This window comes from Burkholderia sp. CpTa8-5, assembly GCF_017815045.1.
Lineage (GTDB): Bacteria > Pseudomonadota > Gammaproteobacteria > Burkholderiales > Burkholderiaceae > Burkholderia > Burkholderia sola.
On record NZ_JAGIQD010000013.1, the window covers coordinates 108,588 to 127,613 of the forward strand.

A 19,026-nucleotide genomic window follows, 5' to 3' on the forward strand; every position below is an offset into this window, starting at 1 on the left:
TGATTGAGTCTATGTAAATGGGGATTGATCGTCGCGCGCCGCCGCGCCCTGGGCTCAACCGGGCAGCGCGAGTTTCAAGGCGGCCAGCAGGCGGGCGTTTTCGTCGGGAGAACCGACGGTCAGCCGCACGCATTCGGCCAGCAACGGATGCATTTTACTCACGTTTTTGACCAGCACCCGCTCGGTGAGCAGCGCATCGAACACGGCCGCGGCGTCCGGCACGCGCACCAGCAGGAAATTGCCGGCGCTCGGGAACACCGTCGCGCCCGGCAGCGCGGCCACCGCCTGCGCGAGGCGCGCGCGTTCCGCGCGCAATTCGGCCGCCTGCGCGTCGAGCACGTCGAGGTGGTCGAGCAGGAAATCGGCGGTCGCCTGGGTCAGCACGTTGATGTTGTACGGCGGACGCACCTTGTCGAACTCGTTCAGCCATGCGGGCGAGCCGACCAGATAGCCGAGCCGGATGCCCGCGAGGCCGAGCTTCGACACCGTGCGCATCACGACGACGTTGTCGAACTCGCCGACGCGCGGCAGCCACGAACGCTCGGCGAACGGCTGGTACGCCTCGTCGATCACGATCAGGCTGTGCCGCGCGGCCGCGACGATCCGCTCGACGTCGGCGTCGTCGTACAGCGTGCCGGTCGGGTTGTTCGGATACGCGAGATAGACGATCGCCGGCCGGTGCTCGGCGATCGCCGCAAGCAGCGCGTCGGCGTCGAGCGTCAGGTCCGCCTTCAGCGGTACGCCGACGAATTCGAGCTGCGCGAACTTCGCCGACAGCTCGTACATCACGAAGCCCGGCACCGGTGCGAGCACCTTGGCGCCCGGCTTCGCGCACGCGACCGAGATCATGCTGATGATTTCGTCGGAGCCGTTGCCGAGCAGCACGTCGCAGCCGGCCGGCACGCGCATCGCATGGCGCAGCTTGTCGAGCAGCGCGGCCGGACGCGGCGCCGGGTAGCGGTTCAGCGCGACCTGCGCGAGCCGCTCGCCGAGCGCCGCGGCGAGCGGCGCCGGCAGCGAATACGGGTTCTCCATCGCGTCGAGCTTCACGAACCCGCTCGCGTCGGGAACCGGATAGCTCGTCATCGCGAGCACGTCGCGGCGGATGATGTCTTGTGGCGTCGTCATGGTCTCAAGCCGGCGTGCATCGCGCCGGCATCAAATGGTCGGCAAGGCGGCGGCTGCCGCCCTGCGCTCGTCCCCTGCCCCGATCCGGGGCGACCGGCGCCGGCGCCGCGGCGCCCGCCCGGCCCGCGCACCCTGCGCGGTCAGCCCTTCATCCGGAACTCGGCGCTCCTTGCGTGCGCCTGCAGCCCTTCGCCGTAGGCGAGCTCGGACGCGATCTCGCCAAGCGTCTGCGCGCCTTCCGCGCTGACCTCGATCAGGCTCGAGCGCTTGATGAAGTCGTACACGCCAAGCGGCGACGAGAAGCGCGCGGTGCGCGACGTCGGCAGCACGTGGTTCGGGCCCGCGCAGTAGTCGCCGAGGCTCTCGCTCGTGTAGCGGCCGAGGAAGATCGCGCCCGCGTGGCGGATCTGCTGGCCCCATTGCTGCGGCTCCAGCGCCGAAATTTCGAGGTGTTCCGGCGCGATGTCGTTCGCGATCCGGCACGCCTCGGCCATGTCGCGCACCTTGATCAGCGCGCCGCGGCCTTCGAGCGACGCGCGGATCACGTCCTGGCGCGGCATCGTCGGCAGCAGCTCGTCGATCGCCTTCTCGACGCGATCGAGGAACGCACCGTCCGGGCACAGCAGGATCGACTGCGCGAGTTCGTCGTGCTCGGCCTGCGAGAACAGGTCCATCGCGACCCAGTTCGGATCGGTCGTGCCGTCGCACAGCACGAGGATTTCCGACGGCCCGGCGATCATGTCGATACCGACCGTGCCGAACACGCGGCGCTTCGCCGACGCGACGTACGCGTTGCCGGGGCCGCAGATCTTGTCGACGGCCGGCACCGTCGCCGTGCCGTACGCGAGCGCGCCGACCGCCTGCGCGCCGCCGATCGTGAACACGCGATCGACGCCGCCGAGCAGCGCCGCGGCAAGCACGAGGTCGTTCTTCACGCCGTCCGGCGTCGGCACGACCATCACGATCTCGCCGACCCCCGCGACGCGCGCGGGAATCGCGTTCATCAGCACCGACGACGGATACGCGGCCTTGCCACCCGGCACGTACAGGCCGACGCGGTCGAGCGGCGTGACCTTCTGGCCGAGCACCGTGCCGTCGCTTTCCGTGTACTGCCAGCTATGCGTGCCGCACTCGATCTTCTGCTTCTCGTGGTACGCGCGCACCCGCGCCGCCGCCGCTTCCAGCGCCGCGCGCGCCTTCGGCGCGAGGCCGTCGAGCGCCGTCTGCAGCGCGTCCTGCGGCAGTTCGAGCGCGGCGACGCTGTTCGCGCTCAGCCGGTCGAAGCGGTTCGTGTACTCGAGCACCGCGGCGTCGCCGCGCGACTTCACGTCGGCGAGGATCTGCGCGACCGACTGCTCGATCGCTTCGTCTTCGCTCGCCTCGAATGCGAGCACGGCGCGCAGCGCGGCGCCGAAGCCTTCGTTCGTCGAATCGAGCTTGCGGATGGTGATGGCCATGGGAGTTCCGTTACGGTGATGCGCTCAACCGCCATTCTGCGACGCGCGTTCGAACGCGTCGAGGATCGGCTTGAGCGCCGCGCGCTTCAGCTTGAGCGCGGCCTGGTTCACGACGAGGCGCGACGAGATCGCCATGATCTCCTCGACCTCGACCAGATTGTTCGCCTTCAGCGTGCCGCCCGAGCTGACGAGGTCGACGATCGCGTCGGCCAGCCCGACCAGCGGCGCCAGCTCCATCGACCCGTACAGCTTGATCAGGTCGACGTGCACGCCCTTCGCGGCGAAGTGTTCGCGCGCCGTTTCGACGTATTTCGTCGCGACCCGCAGGCGCGCGCCCTGACGTACCGCGTTCGCGTAGTCGAAACCGGCGGACACGGCCACCGACATCCGGCAGCGCGCAATGTTCAGATCGATCGGCTGGTACAGGCCGGAGCCGCCGTGCTCGACCAGCACGTCCTTGCCGGCCACGCCGAAATCGGCCGCGCCGTATTCGACGTAGGTCGGCACGTCGCTCGCGCGCACGATGATCACGCGCAGGTTCGGGTCGGTCGTCGGCAGGATCAGCTTGCGCGACGTTTCCGGATCCTCGGCCACCTGCACGCCGGCCGCCGCCAGCAGCGGCAGGGTTTCCTCGAAAATCCGGCCCTTCGACAGGGCGAGGGTCAGCGGCGCGGTCATGCTTGGCTCCCGGAGAGGCGGCGCACGTTCGCGCCAACGGCGGTCAGTTTGGTTTCCATGCGGTCGTAACCGCGGTCCAGGTGATAGATGCGGTCGACGAGCGTTTCGCCGTCCGCACGCAGCCCGGCGATCACGAGGCTCGCCGACGCACGCAGGTCGGTCGCCATCACGTTCGCGCCGGACAGCTTGTCGACGCCGGTCACGAGCGCCGTGTTGCCATCGATCGTGATGTTCGCGCCGAGCCGGTTCAGCTCCTGCACATGCATGAAGCGGTTCTCGAAAATGGTTTCGACGACCTGCGCGGTGCCCATCGCGACCGTATTGAGGGCCATGAACTGCGCCTGCATGTCGGTCGGAAACGCCGGGTATTCCGACGTGCGGATCGTCACCGCCGACGGGCGGCGGTCCATCTTCACGCGCAGCCAGCTGTCGCCTTCCTCGATCGACACGCCGGCTTCGCGCAGCTTGTCGATCACCGCGTCGAGGATGTGCGGGCGCACGCCCGTCAGCATCACGTCGCCGCCGGCCGCCGCGACCGCGCACAGGAACGTGCCGGCCTCGATACGGTCGGGGATCACCGAATGGCGCGCGCCGTGCAGCCGCTCGACGCCCTGGATCACGAGGCGATCGGTGCCGATGCCGTCGATTTTCGCGCCCATCGCGACCAGCAAGTGTGCGAGATCGCTCACTTCCGGCTCGCGCGCGGCGTTTTCGATCACCGTCTCGCCGTCGGCGAGCGTCGCGGCCATCAGCAGGTTTTCCGTCCCCGTCACCGTGATCATGTCGGTCACGATGCGCGCGCCCTTCAGGCGCTTCGCGCGCGCTTCGATGAAGCCGTGCTCGATGCTGATCTCGGCGCCCATCGCCTGCAGGCCCTTGATGTGCTGGTCGACCGGCCGCGCGCCGATCGCGCAGCCGCCCGGCAGCGACACCTTCGCCTCGCCGAAGCGCGCGAGCAGCGGGCCGAGCACGAGGATCGACGCGCGCATCGTCTTCACGAGCTCGTACGGCGCGACGAGGTTGTCGACGCGCGACGCGTCGAGCTGCACGCGGGCGCCGTCGGTCTCGCTCTTCACGCCCATCTGGTTCAGCACCTTCAGCGTGGTGCGCACGTCCTTCAGGTTCGGCACGTTGTCGAGTTCGACCGGCTCGGCGCTGAGCAGCCCCGCGCACAGGATCGGCAGCGCGGCGTTCTTCGCGCCGGACACGACGATCTCGCCGGCCAGGCGGCGACCGCCTTCGATCACGAGCTTGTCCATCCCCTGTCCCTGCGATTCCCCGTTGGCGGCCGGGTGTGCCGTGGCGACGCTCTGGACGGCGTCGCGCTCGTTGACGGTGACTTGCACTCAGTGATTTCCGTTTATGCGTTCTGCCATTCGGCGGGCGTCAGCGTCTTCATGCTGAGCGCGTGAATTTCCTGCTTCATGCGATCGCCGAGCGCCGCATAGACGAGCTGGTGCCGCTGGATCGGCCGCTTGCCTTCGAAGGCCGCCGACACGATCGTCGCGAAGAAATGCTGGCCGTCGCCTTCGACTTCCAGATGCGTGCAGGCGAGACCGCCGGCGATGTATTGCTTGACCTGTTCGGGAGTCGGCAACATGGTGTAAGGCTCCTGTCGGCGCACGCCGCCCCGGGGCGGCCGCTGCCTGTCGATATCAATGACGCAGTTTGTAGCCGGTCGCGAGCAGCCGCATCGCGATCAGCGCGAGCAGCACGAAGAAACCGGTGACGATCGCGAGGCTCGCGAACGGGTTGATGTCGGACGCGCCGAAGAACCCGAAACGGAAGCCGTCGATCATGTAGAAAAACGGGTTGAGACGCGACACTTCGCGCCACACGGGCGGCAGCGAGTGCGTCGAATAGAACACGCCGGACAGGAACGTCAGCGGCATGATCAGGAAGTTCTGGAACGCGGCGAGCTGGTCGAATTTCTCGGCCCAGATCCCGGCGATCAGGCCGAGCGTGCCGAGAATCGCCGAACCGAGCAGCGCGAACGCCATGATGAACAGCGGCGCCGCGAAGTGCATCGGGATAAACCAGATCGTCACGACGAACACGCCGGCGCCGACCGCGAGCCCGCGCACGACGGACGCGAGCACGTACGCGCCGAAGATGTCGCGATACGACAGCGGCGGCAGCAGCATGAACACCAGGTTGCCGGTGATCTTCGACTGGATCAGCGACGACGAGCTGTTCGCGAACGCGTTCTGCAGCACGCTCATCATCACGAGGCCCGGCACGAGAAAGCTCACGTACTCGACGCCCGGATACACCTCGACGCGGCCCGACAGCGCATGGCCGAAGATCGTCAGGTACAGCAACGCCGTGACGATCGGCGCGCACACCGTCTGGAACGACACCTTCCAGAAACGCAGCAGTTCCTTGTAGAACAGCGTTCGAAACCCGTTTCCCGGCACGCGCCGGGCCGCCCCTTCGAGCGGCAGCGAACGCAGTTCGCGTGGGGAGTGTTGATTCATGCCAGACCCTCGATGACCTCGGCCCCGTTCATCACCTGGACGAACACATCCTCGAGGTCGGCCTTGCGGACCTCGATCTCGTCGAACGTGCAGCCGGCCGCACGGCATTGCGCGAGGATGCGTTCGACCTCGTCGTAGCTCGCGAGGCGCAGCAGGTGCTCGCCCGGCGCGCGCGCGGCCGGGTCGGTTTCCAGCCCGCGCAGCTCGGCCGGCAGCGCGCCGGTCGCGAACCGCAGGTACAGTTGCAGGCCCGCGAAGCGGCGCAGCAGCGCGTCGGTGCGATCGAGCGCGACGACTTCGCCGCGGCGCAGCATCGCGATGCGGTCGCACAGCGACTCGGCTTCCTCGAGGTAATGGGTGGTCAGCACGATCGTGTGGCCCTCGCGGTTCAGGCGCGAGATGAATTTCCACAGCGTCTGGCGCAATTCGACGTCGACGCCGGCGGTCGGCTCGTCGAGCACGATCACCGGCGGCCGGTGCACGAGCGCCTGCGCGACGAGCACGCGGCGCTTCATCCCGCCCGACAGCGCGCGCATGTTCGCGTCGGCTTTCTCGGTGAGATCGAGATTGGCCATCACTTCGTCGATCCAGTCGTCGTTGCGGCGCAGCCCGAAATAGCCGGACTGGATCCGCAGCGTCTCGCGGACGGTGAAGAACGGGTCGAAAACGAGTTCCTGCGGCACGACGCCGAGCGAGCGGCGCGCGTTGCGGAAATCCTGGACGACGTCGTGACCGCGCACCGAGATACTGCCTTCGTCGGCCCGGGCGAGTCCGGCGAGGATACTGATGAGCGTGGTCTTACCTGCGCCGTTGGGGCCGAGCAGACCGAAAAACTCGCCTTCCTCGACCGACAGGCTGACGCCCTTGAGCGCCTGAAGCGACTTGTAGCGCTTCTTGACGTGACGGATTTCTATGGCTGACATGACTGTGCGCGACGCCAGGGCCGCGACGCCTATTTTGTGCTTGCTGCGAAAGAAAATGGGGGCCGGACGCCGATTGGCTGCCCCGCAAAACGCTTGATTATAGGGCAAACCGGCTGGGGGAGCCGGCGCCGGCGGCGCGCGGCCTGAAGCGTGCGCGCGCCGGCTGGCGCGGCAGGCGTCGATCGGACAGCGTCAATGTCGGCCGGTGCCTTCGATGAGCGCGTCGACGCCGTACGCACGCGCGAGGCTGGCGAGCTTCGGAGGGAGATTGAGGATGTCGAGAGCTGCGCCGCGCGTTTTGGCGGCACGTTGCCATGCGAGCAGCACGGCGAGCGCGGACGAATCGAACTGCGTGAGCGCCGCGCAATCGACGGCGGTCGCGCCCGCGCCGATGCGCGCAAGACCGTCCGCGAGCGCGGACTTCGCGCTCGCGACGGTCAGCGAGGAGCCGGCTTCGAAGCCGCTCACGACGCTTGCTTGCCGGCGGCAAGTTGCTGGTTGCGCTGCGTCAGGAACTGGATCAGCCCTTCGACGCCGCTTTGCTGGATCTTCTCGTTGAACTGCTGCTGGTACGTCTGGATCAGCCACGCGCCGAGCACGTTCAGGTCATACACCTTCCAGCCGTTCGCCGTCTTGTACAGGCGGTAGTCGATCTGGACCGGCTGGCCGTTGTTCATCGCGACCGTCTTCACGACGACGTCGGTGTCGGCCGGATCGGCGCGGAACGGCGGGTACTGGATCTGCTGGTCGGGCTTCAGCTGCGCGAGCGCACCCGAATACGTGCGGATCAGCAGCAGCTTGAACTGCTCCTGAACCTGCTGTTGCTGCTCGGCCGTCGCGGTGCGCCAGTTGCGGCCCATCGCGAGCTGCGTGGTGCGGCGGAAATCGGTGTACGGCAGGATGTCCTTGTTGACGATCGTGATGATGCGATTGGTGTCGCCCTGCTTGATCGTCTGCTGCTTGACTTCGTCGAGCACCTGCTGCGTCGCCGTCTTGATCAGCGCCTGCGGGTTCGACTGGTCGACTTGCGCGTGAGCCGCGCTGCCGAACGAGAACAGCGCCGCGAAAACGGGGATCAGGAACAGTTTTTTCATCATAGTGGCCTGCATGAATGAGTCGATGCGAAGGTTGGAGCAGGTAGCTTACGCGCAAGTTCGCATACGCTACCGACTGAATCGTTTCCGGCTGTAACGAATGTAAATCCGTCAGTGCAGCCGGATGCTCGGGAACCGGAACCCGCCCGGCGACGGAGGCGCCACCTGCATCGCCGGCACGTTCGTCTCGCTGGCCGGGTTCGGCGATTCGGCCGTGCCCGAGGCCGGCGCAGCAACCGCCGCGCCCGACGCGGGCGCCGGCGCCGCGCCGCCCACCGCTGCCGCGCCCGCCGTACCGGCCGCGCCGGCTGCCGCCGGTGCCGCGCCGTCTTCCGGCAGGTCGTACTTCGGCAGCGCGTCGTTGCTCGACGTCGCGGCGGCCTCGCCGCGCGCGTTGCTGATCAGCATCTGGCGACGCTGCAGGTACGCGTTGCGCACGAACGAATACTTGTCGAGTGCCGCGGCATCCAGCACGTCGCCCGCGCCGAGCAGGTTCGAGCGCGTGTTGACCAGGTTCACGCCGAACAGGCCCCAGCTCAGGCCGTCCGGCTTCACGTAGGTGAGCGGGTTGCCGACGTAGTCGACGCCGAGGCCGGCCGTGTCGCGCAGCGTGCTCGGCCCAAGCAGCGGCAGGACGAGATACGGGCCCGACGGCATCCCGTAGCGGCCCATCGTGATCCCGAAGTCGGCCGTGTGCTTCGGCAGCTTCGCGATCGTCGCGACGTCGAACAGGCCGCCGACGCCGAACACCGTGTTGATCACGACGCGCATGATGTCGCCGACGCCGTCCGCGATCCGCAGCTGCACGAGGTTGTTCGCCGCGATGTAGACGTCGCCGATGTTCGAGAAGAAGTTCGTCACGCTGTCGCGCACCGGCTGCGGCACCACGTACTGATAGCCCTTCGCGACCGGCTTCAGCGCGTACGTATCGACGGTGTCGTTGAACTTGTACATCGTCCGGTTGAAGCCTTCGAGCGGATCGCCCTTGGTCGGCGTCTGCACGGTCGCGCAGCCGCTCAACGCGGCGACTGCCGCCATCGCCAGCGCGGCGTGCCTGATGCGGATCGTGTGCATGGTCATTCCCTCTTGTTTTCTCTCGTGTGGTTATTGGCCGGCCGAACCGGACACCGCCGATGCCGGCACCGCCACTGGTGCGGGTGCGGCGGGTGCGGCGGGCGCGCCCGATGCCGGCTTCGCACCGCCCGCATCGGCGGCCTTGCTGTACAGGAACTGGCCGATCAGGTTCTCGAGCACGATCGCCGACTGCGTCATCGTGATCGTATCGCCCGCCTTCAGCATTTCGGTGTCGCCGCCCGGCTCGAGGCCGATATATTGCTCGCCGAGCAGGCCCGACGTCAGGATCTTCGCCGACGAATCCTTCGGGAACGGGTACTGGCCGTCGACGTCGATCGTGACGAGCGCCTGGTACGTGTTCGTGTCGAAGCCGATCGACTTCACGCGGCCGACCACGACGCCCGCGCTCTTCACGGCCGCGCGCGGCTTCAGCCCGCCGATGTTGTCGAATTTCATTCTCACCGAGTAGGTCGGCTGAAACGACAGCGAGCTCATGTTGCCGACCTTCAGCGCCAGGAACAGCACCGCAAGGAAGCCCACCACCACGAACAGGCCGACCCAGAAGTCGAGAGCAGTCTTTTTCATCGTCATCCCAAAATTTGGCTTGGCTGAGGCTTAGCTGAACATCAGCGCGGTCAGCAGGAAATCGAGGCCGAGTACGGCGAGCGACGCGAACACGACCGTCTTGGTGGTCGCGCGCGACACGCCTTCGGGCGTGGGCTTCGCTTCATACCCTTGAAACAGTGCAATGAAGGTCACGGCGAACCCGAACACGATGCTCTTGATCACGCCGTTGCCGACGTCGGCCCAGACCTGGACCCCGCCCTGCATCTGCGACCAGAACGCGCCCGGATCGACGCCGATCAGCACGACGCCGACGAAGTAACCGCCGAGCACGCCGACCGCGTTGAAGATCGCGGCCAGCAGCGGCATCGCGATGATGCCCGCCCACATGCGCGGCGCGATCACGTTCTTGATCGGGTCGACCGCCATCATCTCGAGCGCGGTGAGTTGCTCGCCGGCCTTCATCAGGCCGATCTCGGCCGTCAGCGACGTGCCCGCGCGGCCCGCGAACAACAGCGCGGTGACGACGGGGCCGAGCTCGCGCACGAGCGACAGCGCGACCAGCAGGCCGAGCGCCTGCTCGGAACCATAGCGGTTCAGCGTGTAATACCCCTGCAGGCCGAGCACGAAGCCGACGAACAGCCCCGACACGGCAATGATCACGAACGAATAGTTGCCGAGGAAATGGATCTGCTTCGTGACCAGCCGCGGCCGGCGCAGCAGCGGGAAGAATTCCAGCACGAGGCGCACGAACAGGCGCGTGCCGTAGCCCGCCCGCTCGAGGCCGCCGATGACGTAACGTCCGATCGCGCTGATCATGCGCGCCCTCCGCCGAGGCCGAAATCCGCTGCAAGCGGCGGGCTCGTGTAATGAAATTTGAACGGGCCGTCCGGCGCGCCGTCGATGAATTGCCGCACGCTCGGATCGGTCGACGCGCGCAGCTCGTCGGGCGTGCCCTGCGCAAGCACGCCGCCGTTGGCCAGAAAATACACGTAGTCGGCGATCGCGAACGATTCCGGCACGTCGTGCGTGACGAGGATCGACGTCGCGCCGAGCGCCTCGTTCAGCGTGCGGATCAGGTTCGCGGTGATGCCGAGCGAAATCGGATCGAGGCCCGCGAACGGCTCGTCGTACATGATGAGCTGCGGATCGAGCGCGATCGCGCGCGCCAGCGCGATGCGGCGCGCCATCCCGCCCGACACCTCGGACGGCATCAGGTCGCGCGCACCGCGCAGCCCGACCGCGTTCAGCTTCATCAGCACCAGATCGCGGATCAGGTCTTCGGGCAGGTCGGTATGCTCGCGCAGCGCGAACGCGACGTTCTCGAACACCGACATGTCGGTGAACAACGCGCCGAACTGGAACAGCATGCCCATCTTGCGGCGCAGCGCATACAGGCCGTCGCGCGTTTGCGCGCCGACGTCGGCGCCATCGAACAGCACCTGGCCGCGGTTCGCGCGCACGAGGCCGCCGATCAGGCGCAGCACGGTGGTCTTGCCGCAACCCGAGCCGCCCATGACCGCGACGACCTGCCCGCGCCCGAAGCGCAGGTTCAGGTTGGACAGGACGAGGCGGTCGCCGTAGCCGAAGTCGACGTCGCGAAGTTCCAGCAGGGTCTCGGTAGGAGTGGGGCTCACGGAGCTGACAGTCCTTTTACGCAGAACGCCGAATTATAGGGCCTGCATTGGAATGATGTCGTGACGCCGTTCCGGGCCCTGCGGTCAATGATTGTCAAATTGTCGGGCAAAGCACTGCTGCAGCGCAACAAGCGCCGTCCGATAGTCGTCCGCGCCCGTGACCGCGCTGACCACCGCGACGCTGCCGACGCCCGTCGCCAGCACGGCCGGCAGCGTGTCGAGCCCGACCCCGCCGATCGCGACGAGCGGCGCGCTCGCGCCGGCGAAGCGCGCGTAGCGGGCAATCCTGGCGAGGCCCTGCGGCGGCGCGGCGACGGCCTTCGTGGCGGTCGCGTACACGGGGCCGAGCGCGAGATAGCTCGGCCGCTCGTGCAGCGCCCGCAACATCTCGTAATAACCGTGGCTCGACAGTCCGAGCCGCAGGCCCGCGCGCGCGATCGCTGCCAGATCGGCCGTTTCGAGATCCTCCTGGCCGAGATGCACGCCGTATGCGCCTTCTTCTGCAGCGATTTGCCAGTGATCGTTGATGAACACGCGCGCATCGGGGTACCGGCGCCCGACCGCGACCGCGCGCGCGATTTCCCGGCGCAGCGCGTCCGGCGTCGCGTCCTTCACGCGCAGTTGCACGGTTCGCGCGCCGCCGTCGAGCACGCGCTCGACCCATTCGGCGCTCGGCACGACCGGATAGAGGCCGAGCCGCGCGGGACACGGCGCAAATGCCGGTTCCGGCGCAGGCGGCAGCCCGGCGACGCGCGGGAATTGCGCGGCATCGACCGGCCATGCATCGGCGGCGCCCGTCTCGTCGCCGTCGCGCCACGCCAGCGCGAGCACCAGCGCGTCGACCGGCGCGAAGCCGCAATCGAGGAACGCGGCGAGCGCCGCGATCCAGTCGTCCGCGAGCGGATGCGCGGCGTCGAGCGCGTAGCGCACGCCGGCCGCATGCAGCACGGCGCCCTGCTCGTCGAATTCGATCGCCACCGCGTCCGGCGACGCAGGCCGCGACACGGCCGACGCGCGCGCCTGCGCGGCACGATCGCCGGCCGACACGATCAGCACATCGCCATCGGCGGGCACGTCAGGCGCCGCCACGCAGAGCCGCCACGGCGCCGCGCCGTCCGGCCAGTCGCCGAGCCGCGCGCGAATCCGCTCGGCCGCTTCGGCCAGCTCGTCGGCCGGCGGCCAGAACGCATCGGCGAAACGCGCGCTCATGCGCCGCCCCCATCCTGGTGCCAGAACGGCATCCCGACGACCGGCGTGCTCGCGTGCGCGGTGTCGCGCGCATCCATCGGGCCGGCGAGATACGCGGCGCGGCCGGCCTCGACGCCCTGCGCGAACGCGCGCGCCATGATCTCCGGGTGCGTGGCCTGCGACACGGCCGTGTTCAGCAGCACGCCGTCGAAGCCCCATTCCATCACCTGGCACGCGTGCGACGGCACGCCGAGCCCGGCGTCGACGATCAGCGGCACGTCCGGCAGCCGTTCGCGCAGCACGCGCAGCCCGTACGGATTCACGACGCCCTTGCCGGTGCCGATCGGCGCGCCCCACGGCATCAGCGCCTCGCAGCCGACGTCGAGCAGGCGCCGGCCGATCACGAGATCCTCGGTGCAGTACGGCAGCACCTTGAAGCCGTCCTTGACCAGTTGCGCGGCGGCCTCGATCAGCCCGACCGGGTCGGGCTGCAGCGTGTAGTCGTCGCCGATCAGTTCGAGCTTGATCCAGTCGGTATCGAAGACCTCGCGCGCCATGTGCGCGGTCGTCACCGCTTCGGCGACGGTCTGACAGCCGGCCGTATTCGGCAGCAGCGGCACCGCGTGGCGCTTGAGCAGGTCGAAGAAGCCGGCTTCGGCGGTGCCGCCCGTCATCTGGCGGCGCAGCGCGACCGTCACCATCCCGGGACGCGACGCGGCGATCGAATCGGACAGCGACTGCAGCGACGGATAGCGCGACGTGCCGAGCAGCACGCGGCTGGCGAAAGTTTCGCCGTACAGCGTCAGCGCATCGGCGGAGGGGTGGGACGTCATGTCGTTTTCCTGGAAGAGCGGGGACGGACCGGCGGCGCTCAGCCGCCCGCAACGGGGTGCACGACGTCGAGCTTGTCGCCCGCCGCGAGCGCGCGCGCCGCATGCTGCGTGCGCGCGACGAAGTTGCCGTTCAGCGCCACCGCGTACGGCGGACGCGCGCCGTACGCGGCCAGCGCGTCGGCCACGGTCGCGCCGTCGGGCAACGTCAGGGTCTGTTGATTGATCTGGATATCCATGAGGCTCGGTCGGATTCGGTCGGCGGCGCGCGTCAGGCCGGCTGGCGCGCGTCGTTGCGGTGATGAAGCAGCGTCGGCCAGCGCGCGGCGTCGCGCCACGCGGCGAACGCGTCGGGATTGCCGAGCGCGCCGCCGAGCGCGGCCTGCGCGAACGCGACGGCCGCGTGCGCGACTTCCGGCGCGATCATGAAGCCGTGCCGGTACAGGCCGTTGACGGCGAGCGTCGACGCGCCGTCCCAGATCACCGCCGGGCGATGATTGGGCAGCGTCGGCCGGCACTGCGCGTTGAGTTCGAGGATGCGCGCCTCGCCGAACGCCGGATGCACGGAAAACGCCGCGCTCAGCAGTTCGAGCGCGGAGCGCACGCTGACGGGCGACATGTCCTCGCCCTCCACCTCGGTCGCGCCGATCACATAGAGATCGTCCTGCTTCGGCGCGACGTACAGCGGGTAGCGCGGATGCAGCAGCCGCACGGGCCGGGTAAGCCCGATGCCGGGCGCGTGCACGCGCGCGACTTCGCCGCGGATGCCGCGCAGCGCAGGCAGCGCGGGTTTCGCGCCGAGCCCGCGGCAATCGATCGTGAAATGCGCGGCGGGCAGGTTCGCGTCGTCGACCGGCGTGTGCCAGTGCAGCGCGACGCCGCGTTCGGCGAGGCCCGCCGCGAGCGCGCGCAGTGCCTGGCGATTGTCGAGCTGGCCTTCGCGCGGCAGCAGCAGCCCGCGCGCGAAGCGGCCCGCGAGCGCGGGTTCGGCCGCGTCGACCTGCGCACCGGCCAGCGTCACGAAGCCGCCGTCGAACAAGTCGTCCGGCGCATTCGCGCGCACGCGCCGCTCGAACAACGGCGCCTCCGCGCGGTCCGCGTGATGCCAGACGACGAGCGTGCCGTGCTGCTGGAAGAAGACGGGTTCGGGCAGTTCCGCGAGCCACTGCGGCCAGCGCGCGAGCGACGCGGCGCCGAGCTCGGTGATCAGCAGCTCCGCGCTGGCGGCTTCCGCGAGCGGCGCGAGCATCGCGGCCGCGATCCACGCGGCCGACTGCTCGCCGTCGGGGCCGCCGCGCTCGTAAAGCGCGACGCGGTGCCCGTCGCCGGCGAGGCGCCACGCGATCAGGCGGCCGACGAGACCGCCGCCGAGCACCGCGAAATCGGGCCGTGCATCGCGGACGTTCATCGTGCGCCCTCCGCGCGGTCACGCGCGACGAACGCCGACGCGCGCGCGCCGTCGCATGCGAACGCATGCGATATCGGGCCGGGGACCCTGCAAAAGACTGAAGATTGTGCGGCCATCATTCCTTCCGTAACGCGCAATGCGCGTACCCAAAAGGACGAAACCGGCAGCAAAGGCCGGCCGGGCGGGACTCGGGCGCTGACCATGTGGGATGGCGGCCAGCGCGGCCCGGCGGGATCAGAAACTTCCCTCGCCGGTATTACCCGGATCGGGTGCGAAGGGTCTTTCTCAGCCTCGCCGCGCTGCCCGGAACATCCGCCGGCCGCGCCACGAAGCACCCCTGTTTCGTCGTCGGCCATTAGACCATAAAAGCGGAAAGCGCCGCAAACTGTCCCCCTTGCGGCAATTTCGCCGGCGTGTCGCGCCGCTCTGGCACAATGCCCGCAGGCCGGCCGCGCGAGCGGCCGGTTGCCGCGTCACCGCCGGTTTTTAAGTGCCGTTTAAGACGCACGGGCGACCATCCGGACGCCCGCCGTCAGTCGGCGCCGCACCCCGGCATGCGTTATCGCGGCGCGCCCCCGGTTTCGCCCGGGCCCGCGCGCCGGCTCATCATCAGGAAGCACATGACCCAATCGATCGATCCCGTCCGCTCCGCCTCCGACGCGCCGCAGGACGAGCGCCCGGTATCCGCATGGAGCCTCATCAAGCCCTACTGGGTATCGTCCGAATGGAAAATCGCGTGGGGGCTGCTGGTCACGATCATCGCGATCAACCTCTGCGTGGTCTGGATCAACGTCCGGCTGAACAAATGGAACGCGCAGTTCTACAACGCGCTGCAGTCGAAGGACGTCCACGACTTCCCGAACCTGCTGATGCAGTTCTCCGCGCTCGCCTTTGCATTCATCATCCTCGCCGTGTACGGCCGCTACCTGCGGCAAATGCTCGGCTTCCGCTGGCGCCAGTGGCTCACCGACCGCTTCCTCGGCCAGTGGCTCGGCGATCGCGCGTTCTACCGGATCGAGCGTGACCGCCTCGCGGACAACCCCGACCAGCGGATCACCGACGACCTCCAGTCGTTCGCGACCACGACGCTCGCGCTGTCGCTCGACCTGCTGTCGACGGTCGTCACGCTCGTGTCGTTCATCACGATCCTGTGGTCGCTCGCCGGCGCGCTGACGTTCACGCTCGGCGCGACGCCGATCGCGATTCCCGGCTACATGGTGTGGGCGGCCGCGCTGTACGCGGTGGTCGGCTCGCTGATCATCCAGAAGGTCGGCCATCCGCTCGTGTCGATCAACTACCAGCAGCAGCGCGTCGAGGCCGATTTCCGCTTCGGGCTGATCCGCGTGCGCGAGAACGCCGAGCAGATCGCGTTCTACGACGGCGAGAAGACCGAGACCGGCAACGCGCAGACCCTCTTCATGCGCATCCGCGACAACTGGTGGCGCGTGATGAAGTACACGAAGCGGCTCACGTTCGTGCTGAGCTTCTACGGACAGATCGCGATCATCTTCCCGCTCGTCGTGGCCGCGCCGCGCTACTTTGCCGGTGCGTTCTCGTTCGGCGTGCTGATGCAGATCTCGTCCGCGTTCGGCACCGTCAGCGATTCGTTCTCGTGGTTCATCAACAGCTACTCGACCCTCGTCGAATGGCGCGCCACCGTCAACCGTCTGCGCGAATTCAAGCGCGTGATGGGCACGTCGCACCTGAAGGAAAGTCTGTCGCCCGCGACCGAGCACGGCGGCATCAACCTGCATTACGTCGACACAGCGAAACTGTCCACGTCGTCGCTGAAGCTCGCGCTGCCGAACGGCAACGCGCTGGCGAACATCGGCGACGTCACGATCGAGCCCGGTTCGCGCTGGCTCGTGATCGGCAAGTCGGGTTCCGGCAAGAGCACGTTCATGCGCGCGCTCGCGGGCCTGTGGCCGTTCGGCGACGGCGCGATCGACGCGCCGGTCGGCGCGCGGATGATGTTCGTGCCGCAAACCAGCTACTTGCCGATCGGCACGCTGAAGGCCGCGCTCACCTATCCGGCGACGCCCGACGCGTTCAGCGACGAAGCGTGCCGCGATGCGCTGCGCGCGTGCCGCCTCGGGGATTACGTCGAGCGCCTCGACGAAACCGCGCACTGGACCCGCGTGCTGTCGCCGGGCGAACAGCAGCGCCTGGCCGGCGCGCGCGTGCTGCTGCACAAGCCCGACTTCCTGTTCCTCGACGAAGCGACCAGCGCGCTCGATGCGGACAACGAAGCGCGCCTCTATCACCTGTTCGCCGAACGGCTGCCGAAGGCCGCGATCGTCAGCATCGCGCACCGCGAATCGCTGGCCGCGTTCCATATCGGCACGATCAACGTCGAGCGCGTGAACGACGACGACAAGGTCGCTGCGTGAGCCCACGCGCCGCGCACCTCGTGCGGATTGCGCTGATCACCGGCGCAGGTGCGGGGATCGGCGCGGCGCTCGCGCGGCGGCTCGCGGCACCCGGCGTCGCGCTGGCGCTGCATGCGCGCGGCGCGGACGATGCGGCACGCGCACGGCTCGCCGACGTCGCACAAGCGTGCACGGCGGCCGGCGCGGAATGCCTGACGCTGACCGGCGATCTCGGCGAGCCGGGTATTGCCGCGACGCTCGTCGATGCCGTCGCCACCCGCTTCGGCCGGCTCGACCAGCTCGTCGCAAACGCCGGCTTCGCCGCGCGGCAATCCTTTTCCGATCTGTCCGCGGATGCGCTCGCGTCCGCGTTCGCGGTGATGCCCGGTGCGTTCTCCGCGCTCGCGGGCCGCGCGCGGCCGCTGCTCGAAGCGTCGGCCGCCCCGCGGATCGTCGCGGTCAGTTCGTTCGTCGCACACCGCTACCGCGCCGATGCGCCGTTCGCGGCGACCGCCGCCGCGAAGGCCGCGCTGGAATCGCTGGTGCGTAGCGCAGCCGCCGAATTCGCCGCGCCCGGCATCACCGTCAACGCGGTCGCACCGGGCTTCACGCGCAAGGACCACGGGCCGAGCGCCGGCAACGCCGCCGCGTGGGCGCAGGCCGAACAGGCGACGCCGCTCGGCCGCATCGCCGAACCCGACGACGTCGCCGCGCTGATCGCGTTCCTGCTGTCGGATGCGGCGCGGCAGATCACCGGCCAGGTCATCCACGTCGACGGCGGCCTGACGCTCTGACGCGTCTTTCCTCCTCCCCGCTTTCCCGCACGACCCTGCATCCGCCTTTTTGGCGCGCCGGAACGCGCCCGTAAAATAACCGCGACGCGACGCGGCAACGCGGGACGAGACAAGAGAGGGGGCGGCAAGCATGCAGGCATTCCAGTGGTTCAACGCATTGTCGACGCGCGAGCGCCGGACGCTGTACGCCGGATTCGGCGGCTATGCGGTCGATGCGTTCGACTTCATGATCTATTCGTTCCTGATTCCGACGCTGATCGCCACCTGGGGCATGACGAAGAGCGAAGCCGGGATGATCGCGACCAGTTCGCTGATCTCGTCGGCGATCGGCGGCTGGGTCGCCGGCATCCTCGCCGACCGCTACGGCCGCGTGCGCGTGCTGCAGTGGACGATCGCGACGTTCGCGCTGTTCACGTGCCTGTCCGGCTTCACGCATTCGTTCTGGCAGCTCCTCGCCACGCGCACGCTGCAGGGTTTCGGCTTCGGCGGCGAATGGTCGGTCGTGACGATCATGATGGCCGAGACGATCCGCTCGCCCGAGCATCGCGCGAAGGCCGTCGGCACCGTGCAGAGCAGCTGGTCGTTCGGCTGGGGCGCGGCCGCGATCCTTTACTGGGCGTTCTTCGCACTGCTGCCCGAGCAGGTCGCGTGGCGCGCGTGCTTCTGGATCGGCATCGTGCCCGCGCTGTGGATCCTGTACATCCGCCGCAACGTCAGCGATCCCGACATCTACACGGCCACGCGCCGCGCGCGCGACGAAGGCCGTGTGTCGGGCCACTTCCTCGAAATCTTCTCGCCGCCGCACCTGCGCGCGACGCTGTTCGGCAGCGCGCTGTGCACCGGCATGCTCGGCGGCTACTACGCGATCACGACGTGGCTGCCCACCTATCTCAAAACCGTGCGTCACCTGTCGGTGTTCAACACGAGCGGCTATCTGGTCGTGCTGATCGTCGGCTCGTTCGTCGGCTACGTGGTCGGCGCGATCCTGTCCGACCGGCTCGGCCGCCGCGCGTCGTTCATCCTGTTCGCGATCGGGTCTTTCTCGCTCGGCATGGCGTACACGATGCTGCCGATCACCGATACCGCGATGCTGCTGCTCGGCTTTCCGCTCGGCATCGTCGTGCAAGGCATCTTCGCGGGCGTCGGCGCGTATCTGTCGGAGCTGTATCCGGGCGCGATCCGCGGCTCGGGCCAGGGCTTCTGCTACAACCTCGGCCGCGGGCTCGGCTCGTTCTTCCCGATCCTCGTCGGCGCGCTGTCGCAATCGATGTCGCTCGTGAAGGCGATCGGCCTCGTCGCGGGCGGCGGCTACCTGCTCGTGATCGTCGCGGCGCTCGTGCTGCCGGAAACGCGCGGCAAGTCGCTCGCCGACGATCCGGCCGTCGCGTCGTGAGCCACCGTTTCA

20 protein-coding genes and 1 riboswitch are annotated in these 19,026 nt (G+C 68.5%); of the genes, 3 read left to right on the forward strand and 17 right to left on the reverse strand.

Annotation, left to right across the window (positions count from 1 at the left end; translation table 11 throughout):
- Nucleotides 1-54: 54 nt before the first annotated feature.
- The 17 genes from hisC to J8I35_RS20740 all read right to left on the reverse strand — a co-directional run bounded on the left by hisC (nucleotide 55) and on the right by J8I35_RS20740 (nucleotide 14,458).
- Nucleotides 55-1,128, reverse strand: coding sequence for a histidinol-phosphate transaminase (hisC, locus tag J8I35_RS20660; protein WP_209926776.1), 1,074 nt, complete (start codon nucleotides 1,126-1,128; stop codon nucleotides 55-57).
- A gap of 140 nt (nucleotides 1,129-1,268) precedes the next feature.
- Nucleotides 1,269-2,585, reverse strand: a complete 1,317-nt coding sequence (gene hisD / locus J8I35_RS20665; RefSeq protein ID WP_209926778.1) for a histidinol dehydrogenase — start codon at nucleotides 2,583-2,585, stop codon at nucleotides 1,269-1,271.
- Between the two features lie 24 nt (nucleotides 2,586-2,609).
- Complete coding sequence (hisG, locus tag J8I35_RS20670; protein WP_050013128.1) at nucleotides 2,610-3,263, reverse strand: ATP phosphoribosyltransferase; 654 nt, start codon at nucleotides 3,261-3,263, stop codon at nucleotides 2,610-2,612.
- A complete protein-coding gene (gene murA, locus J8I35_RS20675; RefSeq protein ID WP_209926779.1) occupies nucleotides 3,260-4,609 on the reverse strand; it encodes a UDP-N-acetylglucosamine 1-carboxyvinyltransferase in 1,350 nt (449 codons plus the stop codon). The genes hisG and murA overlap by 4 nt, the downstream gene beginning before the upstream one ends.
- Nucleotides 4,610-4,623: 14 nt before the next feature.
- Entirely contained in the window at nucleotides 4,624-4,863 is a 240-nt protein-coding gene (locus tag J8I35_RS20680) for a BolA family protein (protein ID WP_006477131.1), read from the reverse strand.
- Between the two features lie 55 nt (nucleotides 4,864-4,918).
- Nucleotides 4,919-5,740, reverse strand: coding sequence for an ABC transporter permease (locus J8I35_RS20685; protein WP_235356186.1), 822 nt, complete (start codon nucleotides 5,738-5,740; stop codon nucleotides 4,919-4,921).
- Complete coding sequence (locus J8I35_RS20690; RefSeq protein WP_050013130.1) at nucleotides 5,737-6,663, reverse strand: ABC transporter ATP-binding protein; 927 nt, start codon at nucleotides 6,661-6,663, stop codon at nucleotides 5,737-5,739. Before J8I35_RS20690 ends, J8I35_RS20685 begins: the two co-directional genes overlap by 4 nt.
- Before the next feature lie 192 nt (nucleotides 6,664-6,855).
- On the reverse strand, nucleotides 6,856-7,131 hold the full coding sequence (locus tag J8I35_RS20695) for an STAS domain-containing protein (RefSeq protein WP_050013131.1): 276 nt from the start codon (nucleotides 7,129-7,131) through the stop codon (nucleotides 6,856-6,858).
- Nucleotides 7,128-7,757: an ABC transporter substrate-binding protein gene (locus J8I35_RS20700; protein ID WP_050013177.1), complete on the reverse strand. Its 630-nt coding sequence runs from the start codon at nucleotides 7,755-7,757 to the stop codon at nucleotides 7,128-7,130. The genes J8I35_RS20695 and J8I35_RS20700 overlap by 4 nt, the downstream gene beginning before the upstream one ends.
- Nucleotides 7,758-7,868: 111 nt before the next feature.
- The gene (locus J8I35_RS20705) at nucleotides 7,869-8,831 is read right to left on the reverse strand and encodes a VacJ family lipoprotein (RefSeq protein ID WP_209926810.1); all 963 of its coding nucleotides are present in this window, start codon (nucleotides 8,829-8,831) and stop codon (nucleotides 7,869-7,871) included.
- A 30-nt stretch (nucleotides 8,832-8,861) separates the two neighbouring features.
- Entirely contained in the window at nucleotides 8,862-9,422 is a 561-nt protein-coding gene (mlaD, locus tag J8I35_RS20710; protein ID WP_050013132.1) for an outer membrane lipid asymmetry maintenance protein MlaD, read from the reverse strand.
- A gap of 24 nt (nucleotides 9,423-9,446) precedes the next feature.
- Nucleotides 9,447-10,214 (reverse strand): lipid asymmetry maintenance ABC transporter permease subunit MlaE, encoded by a 768-nt coding sequence (gene mlaE, locus J8I35_RS20715; RefSeq protein ID WP_050013133.1) that lies wholly within the window; start codon nucleotides 10,212-10,214, stop codon nucleotides 9,447-9,449.
- Complete coding sequence (locus J8I35_RS20720; protein WP_050013134.1) at nucleotides 10,211-11,032, reverse strand: ABC transporter ATP-binding protein; 822 nt, start codon at nucleotides 11,030-11,032, stop codon at nucleotides 10,211-10,213. Before J8I35_RS20720 ends, mlaE begins: the two co-directional genes overlap by 4 nt.
- An 84-nt stretch (nucleotides 11,033-11,116) precedes the next feature.
- Nucleotides 11,117-12,241 carry a thiamine phosphate synthase gene (gene thiE, locus J8I35_RS20725; RefSeq protein ID WP_209926780.1) on the reverse strand — a complete coding sequence of 375 codons (1,125 nt, stop codon included), beginning with the start codon at nucleotides 12,239-12,241 and terminating at the stop codon, nucleotides 11,117-11,119.
- On the reverse strand, nucleotides 12,238-13,053 hold the full coding sequence (locus J8I35_RS20730; RefSeq protein ID WP_011546614.1) for a thiazole synthase: 816 nt from the start codon (nucleotides 13,051-13,053) through the stop codon (nucleotides 12,238-12,240). Before J8I35_RS20730 ends, thiE begins: the two co-directional genes overlap by 4 nt.
- 38 nt (nucleotides 13,054-13,091) lie before the next feature.
- Entirely contained in the window at nucleotides 13,092-13,289 is a 198-nt protein-coding gene (gene thiS / locus J8I35_RS20735; protein WP_027783340.1) for a sulfur carrier protein ThiS, read from the reverse strand.
- Between the two features lie 32 nt (nucleotides 13,290-13,321).
- Entirely contained in the window at nucleotides 13,322-14,458 is a 1,137-nt protein-coding gene (locus J8I35_RS20740) for an FAD-dependent oxidoreductase (protein WP_209926781.1), read from the reverse strand.
- A 225-nt stretch (nucleotides 14,459-14,683) separates the two neighbouring features.
- A riboswitch (TPP riboswitch) is annotated at nucleotides 14,684-14,807 on the reverse strand.
- 271 nt (nucleotides 14,808-15,078) lie between these two features.
- On the opposite strand from J8I35_RS20740, the gene J8I35_RS20745 reads away from it, so the two are divergent.
- From J8I35_RS20745 to J8I35_RS20755, 3 genes are all read left to right on the forward strand, one after another.
- Nucleotides 15,079-16,848 carry an ABC transporter ATP-binding protein/permease gene (locus tag J8I35_RS20745; protein ID WP_209926782.1) on the forward strand — a complete coding sequence of 590 codons (1,770 nt, stop codon included), beginning with the start codon at nucleotides 15,079-15,081 and terminating at the stop codon, nucleotides 16,846-16,848.
- The gene (locus J8I35_RS20750; protein WP_050013137.1) at nucleotides 16,845-17,621 is read left to right on the forward strand and encodes an SDR family oxidoreductase; all 777 of its coding nucleotides are present in this window, start codon (nucleotides 16,845-16,847) and stop codon (nucleotides 17,619-17,621) included. Before J8I35_RS20745 ends, J8I35_RS20750 begins: the two co-directional genes overlap by 4 nt.
- A 130-nt stretch (nucleotides 17,622-17,751) precedes the next feature.
- Nucleotides 17,752-19,014 (forward strand): MFS transporter, encoded by a 1,263-nt coding sequence (locus J8I35_RS20755; RefSeq protein WP_050013138.1) that lies wholly within the window; start codon nucleotides 17,752-17,754, stop codon nucleotides 19,012-19,014.
- The last annotated feature ends 12 nt before the right edge of the window (nucleotides 19,015-19,026 follow it).